The sequence below is a fragment of the Mesorhizobium sp. M0676 genome (genome assembly GCF_040320535.1).
Taxonomy (GTDB): domain Bacteria; phylum Pseudomonadota; class Alphaproteobacteria; order Rhizobiales; family Rhizobiaceae; genus Mesorhizobium.
Genome location: NZ_JAMYPU010000025.1, coordinates 35,548 through 49,869, shown reverse-complemented (window position 1 = coordinate 49,869; position 14,322 = coordinate 35,548). Strand labels below are relative to the sequence as shown.

At 62.8% G+C, this 14,322-nt stretch carries 12 protein-coding genes; 10 read left to right on the top strand and 2 right to left on the bottom strand.

The features are described 5' to 3' along the window. The first annotated feature begins 140 nt into the window (after positions 1–140). The 5 genes from NKI35_RS24040 (at position 141) to NKI35_RS24020 (ending at position 5,207) form a co-directional block, all read left to right on the top strand. The gene (locus NKI35_RS24040) at positions 141–968 is read left to right on the top strand and encodes a DUF2243 domain-containing protein (RefSeq protein ID WP_023738736.1); all 828 of its coding nucleotides are present in this window, start codon (positions 141–143) and stop codon (positions 966–968) included. A 30-nt stretch (positions 969–998) separates the two neighbouring features. Then, positions 999–2,375: an NAD(P)/FAD-dependent oxidoreductase gene (locus NKI35_RS24035; protein WP_352741620.1), complete on the top strand. Its 1,377-nt coding sequence runs from the start codon at positions 999–1,001 to the stop codon at positions 2,373–2,375. A gap of 243 nt (positions 2,376–2,618) precedes the next feature. Next, on the top strand, positions 2,619–4,133 hold the full coding sequence (locus NKI35_RS24030; protein ID WP_352741619.1) for a protein adenylyltransferase SelO: 1,515 nt from the start codon (positions 2,619–2,621) through the stop codon (positions 4,131–4,133). A 685-nt stretch (positions 4,134–4,818) separates the two neighbouring features. Then, a complete protein-coding gene (locus NKI35_RS24025; RefSeq protein WP_023682450.1) occupies positions 4,819–5,004 on the top strand; it encodes a hypothetical protein in 186 nt (61 codons plus the stop codon). 2 nt (positions 5,005–5,006) lie between these two features. Continuing rightward, positions 5,007–5,207 carry a hypothetical protein gene (locus NKI35_RS24020; RefSeq protein ID WP_352741618.1) on the top strand — a complete coding sequence of 67 codons (201 nt, stop codon included), beginning with the start codon at positions 5,007–5,009 and terminating at the stop codon, positions 5,205–5,207. A gap of 601 nt (positions 5,208–5,808) precedes the next feature. On the opposite strand, the gene NKI35_RS24015 is transcribed toward NKI35_RS24020, so the two are convergent. Further along, positions 5,809–5,967, bottom strand: a complete 159-nt coding sequence (locus NKI35_RS24015; RefSeq protein ID WP_023672685.1) for a hypothetical protein — start codon at positions 5,965–5,967, stop codon at positions 5,809–5,811. A 185-nt stretch (positions 5,968–6,152) separates the two neighbouring features. Then, on the bottom strand, positions 6,153–6,659 hold the full coding sequence (locus tag NKI35_RS31375; RefSeq protein ID WP_373432840.1) for a DUF982 domain-containing protein: 507 nt from the start codon (positions 6,657–6,659) through the stop codon (positions 6,153–6,155). Here NKI35_RS31375 and NKI35_RS24005 point away from each other — a divergent pair. The 5 genes from NKI35_RS24005 to NKI35_RS23985 all read left to right on the top strand — a co-directional run bounded on the left by NKI35_RS24005 (position 6,645) and on the right by NKI35_RS23985 (position 14,282). Next, positions 6,645–7,706 carry a glycosyltransferase family 4 protein gene (locus NKI35_RS24005; RefSeq protein WP_023738733.1) on the top strand — a complete coding sequence of 354 codons (1,062 nt, stop codon included), beginning with the start codon at positions 6,645–6,647 and terminating at the stop codon, positions 7,704–7,706. The two genes, NKI35_RS31375 and NKI35_RS24005, sit on opposite strands and share 15 nt — an antisense overlap. Positions 7,707–7,749: 43 nt before the next feature. Beyond that, on the top strand, positions 7,750–9,912 hold the full coding sequence (locus NKI35_RS24000) for an amylo-alpha-1,6-glucosidase (protein ID WP_023688553.1): 2,163 nt from the start codon (positions 7,750–7,752) through the stop codon (positions 9,910–9,912). Between the two features lie 144 nt (positions 9,913–10,056). Continuing rightward, a complete protein-coding gene (locus tag NKI35_RS23995; RefSeq protein ID WP_352741617.1) occupies positions 10,057–11,838 on the top strand; it encodes an alpha,alpha-trehalose-phosphate synthase (UDP-forming) in 1,782 nt (593 codons plus the stop codon). Continuing rightward, complete coding sequence (gene otsB, locus NKI35_RS23990; protein WP_023748419.1) at positions 11,835–12,623, top strand: trehalose-phosphatase; 789 nt, start codon at positions 11,835–11,837, stop codon at positions 12,621–12,623. Before NKI35_RS23995 ends, otsB begins: the two co-directional genes overlap by 4 nt. A gap of 201 nt (positions 12,624–12,824) precedes the next feature. After that, positions 12,825–14,282, top strand: a complete 1,458-nt coding sequence (locus NKI35_RS23985; protein ID WP_352741616.1) for an NCS1 family nucleobase:cation symporter-1 — start codon at positions 12,825–12,827, stop codon at positions 14,280–14,282. Positions 14,283–14,322: the final 40 nt, after the last annotated feature.

Genomic DNA, 14,322 nt, shown 5'->3' with positions numbered 1-14,322 from the left:
CCTGGTTCTGACGACGGTGGTTGGTGGGCTGATATCCGCCTTCTGGCTCGAGGCGCGTCATGGTCTCCATGACCCCACGCCGCCGGACATGTCGGTGCCCAGGCAACTGAACGCCCCGGCCTGGAGCCGGTGGTCCTGACATGGACGCGATCACCGCAACACTCGACCCGAGGACGCGAGCCGGCTGGCTGCTGCTCGGCTTCGCGCTCGGCGGTTTCTTCGACGGCATCGTCCTGCATCAGATCCTGCAATGGCATCATCTTCTCTCGGGCGTCGCCGATCCGGCGGGTTCCGACCTGCGCTTCCAGATCATGGCCGACGGCCTCTTCCATCTTTTCATGTATGTGCTCGCCGTCGCCGGCACGGTGCTGCTGGTGGCCGCGAGGGCGGCCGGCGCGCGGCCCGGGACCACCACGGAGATCCTGCGGCTCGCCTTCGCAGGGTTCGGCGTCTGGCATGTCGTCGATGCTGTCGTGTTTCACTGGCTGCTGGGTCTGCACCGGATCAAGATGAATAGCGACTTGCCGCTCGCCTGGGATATCGCGTGGCTGGTCATCTTCGGCATCGTGCCGCTTGTGTTGGTGCTGGTGCTGCCCAACCGCGGCGGACCGGCACGCGGTGCTTCGGCAGCGCTGACCAGCATCGTCCTGCTCGCGGGATTGGCAGCCGGCGCCGGCCCGTTCTTCAACGGTGCCGCCAATTCCATCATCGTCTTTCGGGCCGGGATGGAACCGGCGGCGATGATGCGGGCCGTTGAAGTCGCCGACGCCCATCTCAAATGGGTCGACGCCAGCGGCACCATCTGGGCGGTCGACCGCGTCTCATGGCGCGGGTTGGTATCCCTTCACGCGCGCGGCGCCCTTGTGGTCAGCACGACGCCTGTCATTGCCGGATGCCTCGCCTGGACCGATGCCGCCGGAATGAGCAGTAGCTCCAGCCAGCAGCGAGGCACTCCTGCCAGGCTATGACTTCCGGACAGGGATAGGGGAGTATCAAGCATGCAGTTCGCCACCGAGAGCAGCCACGGCCGGAGCCTGACACCGCGCATCGTCGTGGCCGGCGGAGGCTTTGCCGGTCTGGAGGTTGCCAAGGCGCTCGGCAAGGCGGAAATCGGGGTGACGATCATCGACCGCCACAATCACCACTTGTTCCAGCCCTTGCTCTATCAGGTTGCAACCGCCGCCTTGTCGGCGCCTGACATCGCCGAGCCAATCCGCAAGATCCTGGGCCGCTATCCCTCGGTTCAGGTTCTCTTCGGCGATGTCACCGAGATCGTCACCGAAGCCAGGATACTGGTGCTGGCCGATGGGACCACGGTCCCCTACGACATCCTGGTCTTGGCCACCGGTTCGCAGCCATTCTATTTCGGCCAGGAGAGCTGGGCTCGGGTTTGTCCCGGCTTGAAGACCATCGAGGACGCGCGCACGATCCGGTCACGGCTGCTGCTATCGTTCGAGCACGCGGAACGGACCACCGATCCAGTCGAGCAATCCCGGCTGATGACGATCGCCATTATCGGCGGCGGCCCGACCGGTGTCGAACTGGCGGGCTCGATCGCCGAACTCAGCCGGCACACACTGGCGCGCGACTTCCGCAACATCCGGCCCGAGAAGACAAGGATCATACTGGTAGAAGCCGGCGAGCGTCTGCTCGCCGGATTCGCCCCGGAGCTTTCCAGATATGCACGTCTGCGCCTTGAAAGCCTGGGCGTCGAGGTCGCGCTCGGCAACCGGGTCGAGGCGATCGAAGCGCATCAGATCACCGTCGGCGGCCAGGTGATCCCGGTGGCCTTGACGCTCTGGGCCGCCGGGGTGGCGGCTTCTCCGCTGGTCGCCCAGCTTGGTGTCGGGCTCGACCGCGGCGGTCGGGTGAAGGTCGAATCCGACCTGCAGGTCGTCGGCCATCCCGATGTCTTCGCGCTTGGCGACGTCGCACTGGTCCTCGATGGGAACGGCCAGCCATTGCCGGGTCTTGCCCAGGTCGCCAAGCAGCAGGGCGAGCACCTCGGCAAGGCACTGGCACGCCGGATAGATGCTGGCGATACGCTGCCCGCTTTTGTCTTCAGCAATCGAGGCAACACGGCCATTGTCGGCCGCCACGCTGCCGTGTTCGAATCGGGTAGGCTGAAACTGAAAGGCTGGTTCGCCTGGTCTGCCTGGGCGCTCATCCATGTCTACCTGCTCGTCGGTTTTCAGCACCGCGTTCAGGTCTCGATCCAGTGGCTCTGGCGCTACCTGACCTATGAGCGTGGCGCCCGGCTCATCGCCGAGGAGCGAGTCGAACCGGGTTCGAAATCATCGCCGGGAGCGGCCCCGAGAGAGCCGCTGCCAACCAAGGCAGACGCCGCCCCGGCATTGCACGCCCGCACTGACTAGATTGCCGGGTGCTCAGTTCGGAGACAGTGGCGATGCGGGCGTCAGCTCTGGATTCCGCCACGGCCCGTCGTCCCACGGCAGCCCGAACCTCGATAGTTGAGGCGGGTGGTTCCCAGCTTGTATCCGGTGCCGGCCTGATGGATCCGGATGGCACCAACGACGTTGCGTCCCTATATGAACAAATGAACACAGGCTCCTCGAAACGGGATCTGTTGAACCCCTCCTCTTCAGAGACAGCTCGTCATGACGTCACCTGCGACTGCTGAACAACCCCCGGTCATTCAGACGGGGCTTCCCGCCCTGAGCAACAGCTATGCGCAATTGCCGGAGCGCTTCTTCGCGCAAACAGATCCGAAGCCGGTGTCCGAACCGCGGCTGATCCGGTTCAACCGGCACCTCGCGGAGGAACTCGGGCTCGATGCCGACCAGCTTACCAGCCCGGATGGAGTGGCGATGCTTGCCGGCAACAGATTTCCGGAAGGGTTGCAAGCAATCGCCCTGGCCTATGCGGGCCACCAGTTCGGAAACTTCGTGCCTCAGCTTGGCGACGGGCGCGCCCTGCTGCTTGGCGAAGTGGTGGACGTCAACGGCGTTCGCCGTGACATCCAGCTGAAAGGATCGGGACCAACGCGGTTCTCGCGCAACGGCGACGGCCGCGCCGCACTCGGCCCTGTCCTGCGCGAATATGTCGTCAGCGAAGCGATGGGGGCGCTCGGCATTCCGACGACGCGAAGCCTTGCGGCGGTGCTCACCGGCGACCCGGTCTATCGCGAGGTCCGGCTGCCCGGCGCCGTCCTGACACGGGTGGCGGCAAGCCATATCAGGATCGGCACGTTCCAATATTTCGCCGCGCGCCACGACACCGAGGCGCTCAAGATACTGGCCGACTATGCCATTCAGCGTCACTTCCCACAGCTGGCGGGGGAAGCACGGCCGTACCGGGCTTTGCTGGAGGCCGTTGTCGCCGCACAGGCGGACCTGGTGGCGCGCTGGATGCTGGACGGCTTCATCCATGGCGTCATGAACACCGACAACATGTCGATCTCGGGCGAGACGATCGACTATGGCCCATGCGCCTTCATGGACGCTTACGACCCCAGCGCGGTGTTCAGTTCGATAGACCGCGCCGGTCGCTATGCCTATGCCAACCAGCCTCGTGTCGCCACATGGAACCTTGCGCGCTTTGCCGAGACCCTGCTGCCGCTCATGAGCACGGACGAGAATGAAGCAGTGTCTGAAGCGGAAGAGGTGCTGAGGTCGTTCCAGGCCTCCTATGAGGCTGTGTTGCAGCGCGGCTTCCGCAGAAAACTCGGACTGCTGACCGAAGCGGAAGGCGACTTGCAGCTCGCTGCCGACTTTCTGGATGTGCTGGCTCGCGGCGAAGCGGATTTTACGCTCGGCTTCCGGCGCCTGGGCGATGACCTCGACGCTGCGGACGGCCAAGGCACGGCGCGGCAGTTGTTTAAGGATCCAGGCTCATTCGATGCCTGGTCGGCGCGGTGGCGCCAGCGCATTGCAAGCGAAGCAGCCGACACGGCCACGCGCCGGGCAGCCATGCAATCCGTCAATCCCAAATTCATCCCCCGCAATCATCGCATCGAGGCGATGATCCAGGCGGCGTTGGGCGGCGACTTCACACCGTTCGAGGAGATCTTGACGGTCGTCAGCCGTCCCTTCGATGAGCAGCCGGGAATGGAACGCTATGCTGAGCCGCCACGCCCGGATGAGCGCGTCCTGCAGACATTCTGCGGTACCTGAGACATTCGTGATGGTCGCTTAACATGTGCAAATGCGGAAGACCCATTTGCAAGCTATCGTCACGGGTACTCTCGTAAGGGCTGAGCTATGACGATCATAGAATTGGCATTCGAATTGCTGGCACGGAAGCTCGTAGACCGTACCGGAATATCAGACGAAGATGCTCGAGACCTTGTCGCAGCCATGGGAGCTGACTGGTCATCGCTCGTGCGAGCAGCGAGGGCGATCAAAGAGACTTAGGTCTTTTGACGTCGTTTTAGCTGCCATCAGCTGCAGGGAGAGCGGACCTGAGGCTGCTGCCGCGATCCAGGCGCGACACCATCACCGATCATGTCAGCAACGTGGTCAAGCACTGTATTTCGGTCGCTCGAAATCGACCGGATACAACACGCTGCTCTCCTGAAAGCCACTGAAGCCCGCTACGCAAGTCGCCGGAAGCTCGCAATAAACTGCGATAGCAGCCCAGTCTTGAGGTTTATATTGCAGGCCCGCATCACTGGCGGGGCGACGCGGGCCTGCCCAGAGATTGCCTGTCCTCGACAAGCAACGCAGGCCCTGCCGTTCGTTGAAATCCGCGTTGGGAGTCAGATTCCGTCGGCACCGAAATCACAGGTGCTGACGAAGCAGACGGAACTTCCCCCCACGATCACGGTTTGGAGTCACGAGACCAACCAAGGAGATGCAGATGTCGAGCAAAATGCCGCCCGTGCCGCCTGAGAACCAGAGCCAGAAGGGTCGAGGAGAAGGGCGACAGATTAGCCACGATGATGCCCAGCACGGCACTCACGGAGCGCCGGATCCGGAGCGCCAAGGGCAGCAAGCCAACACCAAGGTCAACACCACTCATCAGGGCCGTCAGCAGGATCGGTGATCATGTCCACATCGAAGAAACACCCGAACACGATCCGGCAGGGCGGGCCAGGCGCATCGCACGAGAACGCCAGAAAACCCTTACAGATCAACAAGCCCCCGGCGGATGAAGACCGTCGATCCAAAAACCGAGTTTCAGGGGGTGGCGGTGAAAAGGACAGTCATCATTCGCACAATCCAGCCAAGAAGGGTAGCAACAGTTGAACCCACGGCTTTGTGAATGATTGTGCTAAAGCGCGCCGCGTGTGCATGTCATTGTCTCACAACCGAGCCTTTTTTTGAGTGACATGCATTAGCCGGACCAGGGTGAGGATCAGCGAGTCGAGACGCCCGGAAAAACCGGAGGCCGTGGGCCCGCACCACTGGCGGAGCGATGCGGGCCCGGCCAAGGGTTACGGCCCTCGACCAGCAGCGAGGGGCTCGCTGCCGCATGCAGAACAAGCCCCGTAATTTCAGGTTCCGCTTATATACAAAAAAGCCGGCCACCTTTCGGCAGCCGGCCAGTTCCAACAGAACAAGGGAACGTGCACTGATGGGGCAGTGCAACGCCCGAAGTGTTTCGAGGCGACGATGTTCCACCGGAAATCCACAGATTCGCCGTTTCGATCTACATTGGCCGGATTGAAAGATCTTTGACGATCTCTCCCAAGTTCTCGCGGAGCCCGGTCCGACGTGTGGCGCCCTGTCTGCGCCTTGGCTCTCTATGCGGCCAGCAAGCTCATCCTTGAAGAATGCCCGCCGCGGCTGCCGCGCGCGTCAAACACCGGCGTGCAATTGGTCGAGCGCGCGGCAGACCGGGGACGCGTCAAGTCGAGCGTCGGTCGACGTAGGTGTAGACGCCGGCCCCAATGGCGACCGCGCCGACCGTGATCACGATCGATGGCGCGCCCATCAAACTGGCAAAGACCGCCCAGATGAGGGCGATGACGATAGCGCCGAGTGTTCCCAGGATCAGTCTCGGCATTGTCTACCCCTCCACGTTCGGGCCGCCTGTGGATGGTCGTCACCCACCGGTCATGCGAAACGCCGCATGAAAGCACAGTGTGGCCCATGAGGTGAAGGTCCGCGCCGGAATACTCCGGTGCGGAAAAGATGATGCCCGCGCCGCCAAAGCCCGGGTGTTCAATAGCCAAATGGCTGGACCGGCGCCTAGCGCCTCAGCGCGTGGACTTCCGCCATGCTTTCGCCGCCCATCGGCAGGGCCATGTCATCATCGAGCAGCCGGGTGATGCGGGCAAAGCCCGTAAACGCCTTCCTGGCTGCTTCGGCCGACATTCTGCCCGACAGGGCCGCGGAGCAGCAATTCACGGCGCACTGATACACAGGCCCACGCCGTCCCAATGGCCATTTCTGCAAAAAGACCATCGCTTCGGCAACGCTATCGACTTCCTCGACGGGGTGTCCCTGCCCGCGCGCAATGCGCACGGGCGTAAAGAAATGCAAGCGGTCCATTTTGTTCTCTCCCTGGTCGGCCGCAGCGCGAACCAACCCTACTAAATTCGCGGATGGCGCGTTTGTTCCGCTTATTGCAAAAAAATCTGCGCTGGTGGGCTTGGGTTGCCGACGCCCGCTTTTGTCCGGAACGTTAGGCCGGCTGATGCATTTCGCTCTCGTGATTGCCTTGAGGGACACGTTCAAACCATGCGCATAGCCCATGTCGCCCCTTTGCACGAATCGGTGCCACCCCTTCTCTATGGCGGCACCGAGCGCATCGTTTCCTATCTGACCGAAGGGCTGGTCGAACTCGGCCATGAGGTGACGCTGTTCGCCAGCGGCGACAGCCGGACGTCGGCCAGACTGATACCAGGTCGCGAACGCGCGCTACGCCTCGATCCGCGCCCGCTGAAATCGGACACGGCGGCGCATCTTGCGATGCTTGCCGATGTGAGGAACCGAGCCCACGACTTTGATATCATTCATTTTCACCTCAGCCATCTCCTGCATTTCTCGTTCTTCGAGACCATGCCGGACAAGACGGTGACGACGCCTCATGGCCGGCTCGATTATGTCGATCTGGCGCCAGCCTATGAGCGTTTTCCGCGCTTTCCGCTGATCTCGATCTCGCATAGCCAGAAGACCGGGCTTGCGAATGCCAATTGGCTGGCCACCATCCATCACGGGCTGCCGACGGGTCTCTATCAGCCGACCTTCGAGACGGCGGCAGGCGAACCATACCTCGCCTTTCTCGGCCGGCTTTCGCGCGACAAGCGGCCGGACCGGGCCATCGACATCGCCTTGCGCTCGGGCATGAAACTCAAGCTGGCGGCCAAGATCGGCGACGATGATCGCGCCTATTTCCATGAGACGATCGAGCCGTTGATCGATGGCGACCGCATCGACTATGTCGGCGAGATCGCCGAGAGTGAGAAGACTGAATTCCTCGGCAATGCCGCTGGTCTGCTGTTTCCGATAGACTGGCCCGAGCCGTTCGGCCTTGCCGCGATCGAGGCGATGGCGTGCGGTACGCCAACCATCGGCTGGAACTGCGGTGCGTTGCCGGAAGTCATCGACCATGGCGTTACCGGATTTGTCGTCGATTCTCTCGACGCCGCGGTCGCCGCGGTGCCGGCCTTGCTGCAACTCGACCGGCGAAAGGTGCGCGCCGTCTTCGAAAGTCGGTTCTCCGCCAACAGGATGGCGCGCGACTATCTCACTGCCTATGCGCGTCTCATCGGCGCCCCGGCTGAATCGAAAGCGTCGTGAACGACGGCGGACGTTCCGAGCCCGAAACAGAGATTTGTGACTGATGACCGAACTTGACGAGCGCAAGCTCGACCCTGCCGTGGCCCTTGCCTCCCTGGACGAAACCGCGCCGCGCGAGCCGCACCGGCTGTTTGCCCTAAAGCAAGGCGACTGTTTTGCCGTGGCCGATGCCTACGGCGATATCAGGGGTGCGGGCGACGGTTTCTTCCGTGACGACACCCGGGTGCTGTCGGAGTTCAGGCTCACCGTCGGCGGCCGGCAGACATCGCTGCTCGGCGCCTCCCTCAGCCAGGACAATGTGCTGTTCACCAGCAATATGACCAATTTGCCGATGCAAAGCGTCGGTGGCCGCGACATCCCGCAGGGCGCCATCCATATCGAGCGCGTCAGGCTGTTGTGGCAGGACCGGCTGTTCGAGCGCATCACCCTTTCCAACTACAGCCAGGAGCATTCGGCAATCCGCGTCTCGCTGCATTTTGCCGCCGATTTCCGGGACATGTTCGAGGTCCGCGGTTCGACCCGGCCGAAGCGCGGAATGGCGCATGCAGCGGAGATCGAGCCTGCCTCGGTGCTGCTGCGCTATGACGGACTGGACGGGCTGGCGCGGGTGTCGGCGATCTCGTTCTCGCAGCCGCCAGACCAGTTGAGCGCCGAGCGCGCGGATTTCCTCATCGCAGTGACCAAGCGCAGCAGCAAGATGCTTTACGTCGAGGTCGGCGCGGAACTGACCGAAACGCCCGACCGCGACCGCTTCCGGGCGGCCGCGGCGCGCGCCCGTTTCGGCATGCGGGCCAAGCGCCGCCATGGCGCGACGGTGCACAGTTCGGGTCGCGTCTTCAACGATTGGGTCGAACGCGCCCGCGCGGATGTCGCCTTGCTGACCACCGAGTTGTCGACCGGCCCCTACCCCTATGCCGGCATCCCCTGGTTTTCGACGGCCTTCGGCCGTGACGGCGTCATCTCGGCGCTGCAGATGCTATGGCTCAACCCCGGCCTGGCGCGCGGCGTGCTTGCCTTCCTCGCCCAGCACCAGGCGACCGAGACATCGCCTTTCAGCGACTCGCAGCCCGGCAAGATCATGCACGAGACGCGCAAGGGCGAGATGGTGGCGCTGCAGGAACTGCCTTTCGGCCGCTACTATGGCGGCGTCGATACCACGCCGCTCTACATCCATCTCGCCTGCGCCTATGCCGAACGCACCGGCGACATGGACTTCATCGCCAGCCTGTGGCCGTCTCTCTGCGCCGCCGCCAAGTGGACGGAAGAGGCGAGCCGCGCAACCGGCTTCGTCACCTATCAGCGCGCTGCCGAATCCGGCCTTGCGAACCAGGGCTGGAAGGACAGCTTCGACTCCGTCTTCCACGCCGACGGGCGCATTCCCAAGGGGCCGATCGCGCTGGTCGAAGTGCAGGGTTATGTCTTCGCCGCCTTCAGGGGCCTTGCCGCTCTCGCCCGCCGCCGGGGCGAGTTCGCGCAGGCCGAGCACTGGGAAAATCGCGCCGAAGAGATGCGGATCGCCGTCGAGCGTGATTTCTGGCTGGACGATCTCGGCTTCTATGCGCTGGCGATCGACGGCGCCGGAGAGCCGTGCAAGGTGCGCACCTCGAATGCCGGACACCTGCTCTATGTCGGCCTGCCCGAACCGGCGCGGGCTAAGATGGTCGCCGACCAGTTGCTTTCGGCTTCCTTCCACTCCGGCTGGGGGGTGCGAACGCTTTCCGACGATGCTGTGCTGTTCAACCCGATGTCGTACCACAATGGTTCCATCTGGCCGCATGACACGGCGATGTGCGGCGCCGGCCTGGCGCGGTTCGGCGAGCGTGACAGCGTGGTGCGGCTGATGAGCGGTACGTTCGAATCGGCAGTGCATTTCAACATGCGACTGCCGGAACTGTTCTGCGGTTTCACCCGCTCGCCGGGCGAAGCGCCGATCGCCTACCCCGTCGCCTGCCTGCCGCAAGCGTGGTCGGCAGGCTCGGCCTTCATGCTGATGCAGGCGTGCCTCGGTCTGGAAATCGACGGCTGGAACGGCGAAATCCACGTCACTCGACCCCGTTTGCCGATCGGCATCGATACGCTGACGCTCAGGCATCTGGGTGTCGGCGAAAAGAGGGTCGATCTTACCTTCCAGCGCGTCGGCGACCGCGTCGTCGCCTTTCTCGCCGACCGCCATGAAGGGCTGGTTCCGCTGATCGTGCGGACATGATCTGAACGGCCTTCAACGGGAACCGAACCCAGGGTTTGTGCGTTGCGAAAAACACAGGTTCTCACGGGCGATCGTCGGCTGCGAACACTCAAATGGAACCATGAAGAAAAAGGCCCTGACGGCCAAAATTGAGTTGGAATTGGAATGACTGATTATGGCATGGCCCTGCTCTGGGTCTTGATCCTTGCAAGCCTTGGCCTTTCGATTCTAGCCGTTCTGTTATCGATCTCCAGGCAACGTCGTAGCCATAGCTTGACGGTTGCACCGACTGCCGGCGAGGACGTCGCATCGGAAGCGACGCGCAAGGTTTTGCGGGAGTTCGAGAAGAATGGACAATCTCCCGACGCGGCGCTGGTGAACTGGTCGCCCGACACCTTGCGCAAGATACTTGCCGACGACCTGCCGGACGCGCAGGTCATCGTCGTCTCGAACCGAGAACCCTATATCCACAACATCAAGGACGACGGCGTCGAGCTTCTGGTGCCGGCCAGCGGCCTGGTGTCGGCGCTTGAGCCTATCACCCGCGCCTGCAGCGGCACCTGGATCGCCTATGGCGGCGGAACGGCGGATCGTCTGACGGTCGATAGCAACGATCGGGTTCAGGTGCCGCCGGACAATCCGTCGTATACGCTGCGCCGCGTGTGGCTGAGCGACGACGAATATCAGGGCTACTATCTCGGCTTTGCCAATGAAGGGCTTTGGCCGCTCTGCCATATCGCCTTCACCCGGCCGGTCTTCCGTGCCTCGGACTGGGAGGCCTATGAGGCCGTCAACCGCAAATTCGCCGATATGGTGGTTGCCGAGGCGCGCAATGAGCGGCCGATCGTGCTGGTTCAGGATTACCATTTCGCGCTCCTGCCGCGCATGATCCGCGAGCGCCTGCCGGAGGCGATCATCATCACCTTCTGGCACATCCCGTGGCCGAACTCCGAAGTGTTCAGCATCTGCCCATGGCGCGAACGCGTTCTTGATGGACTGCTCGGGAGCTCGATCATCGGCTTTCACACCCAGTTTCATGCCAATAATTTCACTGAAAGCGTAGACAGGTTCCTGGAAAGCCGCATCGAGCGCGCCGACGCCGCGATCTCGTATGGCGGGCGGACGACCCTGGTGCACGCCTATCCCATCTCCATCGAATGGCCGGCCGAACTCCTGGCCAAACTGCCACCGGTCGAGGAAAGCCGCGCCCGCCTGCGTGAGCGGTTCGGCCTGTCGGCGGACGTCAAGCTGTGCGTCGGCGTCGAGCGCCTGGACTACACCAAGGGCATCCTCGATCGCTTCCATGCGCTGGACGAATTGTTTACGCGCCACCCCGAGTGGATCGGCAAGGTAGTGTTCCTGCAGATTGCTGCCCCAAGCCGCGGCACGCTGCCGGCCTACCAGCAATTGCACGATGAATGCCTGCGTTATGCCAACGAGCTCAACCGGCGCTACGGTCATGACGGCTACAAGCCCGTGGTCATGGTGGCTGAGCACCATTCGCAGCAACAGGTCTATGAGATCTATCGCGCCGCCGACATCTGCATGGTCACCAGCCTGCATGACGGTATGAACCTCGTAGCCAAGGAATTCGTCGCCGCGCGTGACGACGAACAGGGCGTGCTGTTGCTCAGCACGTTTGCCGGCGCGTCGCGCGAACTGCTGGAAGCACTGATCGTCAATCCTTACGACGCGGCGATGATGAGCCAGGTGCTGCTGCAGGCGCTGACCATGTCACCGGACGAACAACGCGAGCGCATGCGCCCGATGCGCGAAATAGTGCGCGACAACAATGTCTTTCGCTGGGCCGGCAGCATGCTGCTCGATGCGGCGCGCCTGCGCAAACGCGGCGACCTCGAAAGAGCGACAAGTGTCGCCGAGCGGCCCGCAAACACCGGCAGCAACATCGTCTCACTGTTCGACCGCATGCGGAAGGTGGCGTCATGAATAGCCTGTCGAAAGCACCGGGCCTGCCAACCGCACCCGACCTGCCGGAAGGACAATGGGCGCTTTTCCTCGACATCGACGGCACGTTGCTGGAGCACGCCGCGCACCCCGACGCCGTGTCCGTGAGCGACGAACTGCGCAACCTCCTCGGCGCCGTCGACAAACGGCTGGACGGCGCCGTCGCCTTTATCACCGGCCGCTCGGTCGAGGGCGCCGACCGCCTGTTTCATCCGTTGAAGCTGCGTGTTGCCGGTCTCTATGGGCTGGAACACCGGCTGACGCCGGACGGCCCGGTCGTTACCGCGGATGCTCCCGCCGATATCGCTGCCCTTGCCGACGCCATCGAGGCCGAACTCGATGACGGCCTTGTTCATATCGAGCGCAAGGGTCCGATCCTCGCCATCCATACGCGTGCGGCGCCGCATCTGCTGGCCAGGGCAACGCATCTTGCCGAACAGGCATTGACCGAGCTTCCCAAGGGCTATCGGGTTATCCCGGGCAACGCCGGCGTCGAACTCATGCCGCTCGAAGCGGCCAAGGGCGCTGCCGTGCGGCGTTTCATGGCAATCCCGCCCTTTGCCGGACGGCGGCCGGTCTTTCTCGGCGACGACACCGCCGACGAAAACGGTTTCGAGGCGATCAACGAGGCCGGCGGCATCTCGATCCGGGTCAAGCCGCGTGGGCCGACCGTGGCCCAATACAGGCTCGATGATGTCACCTGCGCGATAGCTTGGCTTGCCGCCAATTTCGACGCATCACCGGCCCTCAACCGCAAAGCGTCCTGATCGCTGCCGCCTGCGGATCGAATCAAGATACGCCGCGTTTGCGCCGACCTTCGCCAAAAGCCGATCGATAAGCGCTGTTCTCATTGAATATCTTTAAGGCCAAAGCCGGCAAATGGATTGCTTGCCGGTTCCCCTGCGTCAGGCATAACCTGCGCAGTCGACGCGTGAGGGCGCGCGCGGCATCAAGGGGAGGACATCGCAGTGACCATACAAGGCGCATCACCTGATCTATACAATGAGGATCTGGCTCCGGCCAAAGTCCGAAACTGGGGGCCGTTCTCGATCTTCAACGTCTGGACGTCGGACGTCCACAGCCTCTGGGGCTATTATCTCGCCGCAAGCCTGTTCCTGTTTTGCGGCGGCTTCGTCAATTTCATCATCGCCATCGGCATCGGTTCGCTGATCATCTACGCGCTGATGAACATGGTCGGCTATGCCGGCGTGAAGACCGGCGTGCCCTACCCCGTGCTGGCGCGCGCCTCCTTCGGCATCTGGGGCGCCAACATTCCGGCCCTGGTGCGCGCCATCGTCGCCTGCTTCTGGTACGGCGCGCAGACGGCGGCGGCATCGGGCGCGATCGTGGCGTTGCTGATCCGCTCGCAATGGTTCGCCGATTTCAACGCCAACACGCATTTCCTCGGCCACACGGGTCTGGAAGTGATCTGTTTTGTGGTCATCTGGGCACTGCAATTGCTGATCATCCAGAACGGCATGGAAACGGTGCGCCGCTTCCAGGATTGGGCCGGACCGGCGGTGTGGGTGATGATGTTGATCCTGGCGATCTATCTCTGTGTAAAATCCGGGAGATTTGCCTTCACCAGCGACATCCCGATGGATGTGCTGCTCGACAAGACAAAGGATGCCGGCGTACCCGGAACCCCTGGCTCCTGGACGTCGCTGTTTGCGGTGGCGGCGATCTGGGTCACCTATTTCTCGGCGCTCTATCTCAATTTCTGCGATTTCGCCCGCTATGCCCCAGACAAGGCATCGCTGCGGAAGGGCAACATCTGGGGCCTGCCGATCAATCTCATCCTGTTCTCGCTGGTCGCCGGCGTGACCACCATCGCTGCCTTCGACGTGTATGGCGAAGTGCTTCTGCATCCCGACCAGATCTCGGCGAAATTCGACAGCTGGTTCCTGGCAGCGCTTGCAGCCCTGACTTTTGCCGTGGCGACGCTCGGCATCAATGTGGTGGCAAACTTCGTCTCGCCGGCCTTCGACTTCTCCAATGTCTTTCCCCGGCAGATCGACTTCAAGAAGGGCGGCTATATCGCAGCTGTGATCGCGCTGGTGCTCTATCCCTTCGCGCCGTGGGAAGGCAGTGCCGCATCTTTCGTCAACGTCATCGGCGCGACGATGGGGCCGATCTTCGGGGTGATGATGGTCGACTACTATCTGATCCGGAAGGGCGAGGTCGACGTCGAGGCACTGTACCGCGAAGATGGCGAGTTCCGCTTCCAGGGCGGCTGGCACGTCAACGCCTTCATAGCAGCCGGCATCGGCGCCATCTTCTCCTCAATCCTGCCGAACTTCACGAACCTGCTACCGGCATGGTGGGGCGTTTATGGCTGGTTCTTCGGCGTCGGCATTGCAGGGGTCATCTACTACGTCCTTCGCACCGCCGCCCTTGGCGCAGGGGCCAGGACGGCGAAGGCGTGAAATGAGAGATAGGGAGTAGTCAGTAGTCAGTAGTCAGTAG

Bases quoted from the DNA above. Each gene is read 5' to 3' on its own strand.
- NKI35_RS24040 (WP_023738736.1), top strand. From the start codon at position 141: ATGGACGCGATCACCGCAACACTCGACCCGAGGACGCGAGCCGGCTGG.
- NKI35_RS24035 (WP_352741620.1), top strand. From the start codon at position 999: ATGCAGTTCGCCACCGAGAGCAGCCACGGCCGGAGCCTGACACCGCGC.
- NKI35_RS24030 (WP_352741619.1), top strand. From the start codon at position 2,619: ATGACGTCACCTGCGACTGCTGAACAACCCCCGGTCATTCAGACGGGG.
- NKI35_RS24025 (WP_023682450.1), top strand. From the start codon at position 4,819: ATGTCGAGCAAAATGCCGCCCGTGCCGCCTGAGAACCAGAGCCAGAAG.
- NKI35_RS24020 (WP_352741618.1), top strand. From the start codon at position 5,007: ATGTCCACATCGAAGAAACACCCGAACACGATCCGGCAGGGCGGGCCA.
- NKI35_RS24015 (WP_023672685.1), bottom strand. From the start codon at position 5,967: ATGCCGAGACTGATCCTGGGAACACTCGGCGCTATCGTCATCGCCCTC.
- NKI35_RS24005 (WP_023738733.1), top strand. From the start codon at position 6,645: ATGCGCATAGCCCATGTCGCCCCTTTGCACGAATCGGTGCCACCCCTT.
- NKI35_RS31375 (WP_373432840.1), bottom strand. From the start codon at position 6,659: ATGGGCTATGCGCATGGTTTGAACGTGTCCCTCAAGGCAATCACGAGA.
- NKI35_RS24000 (WP_023688553.1), top strand. From the start codon at position 7,750: ATGACCGAACTTGACGAGCGCAAGCTCGACCCTGCCGTGGCCCTTGCC.
- NKI35_RS23995 (WP_352741617.1), top strand. From the start codon at position 10,057: ATGACTGATTATGGCATGGCCCTGCTCTGGGTCTTGATCCTTGCAAGC.
- otsB (WP_023748419.1), top strand. From the start codon at position 11,835: ATGAATAGCCTGTCGAAAGCACCGGGCCTGCCAACCGCACCCGACCTG.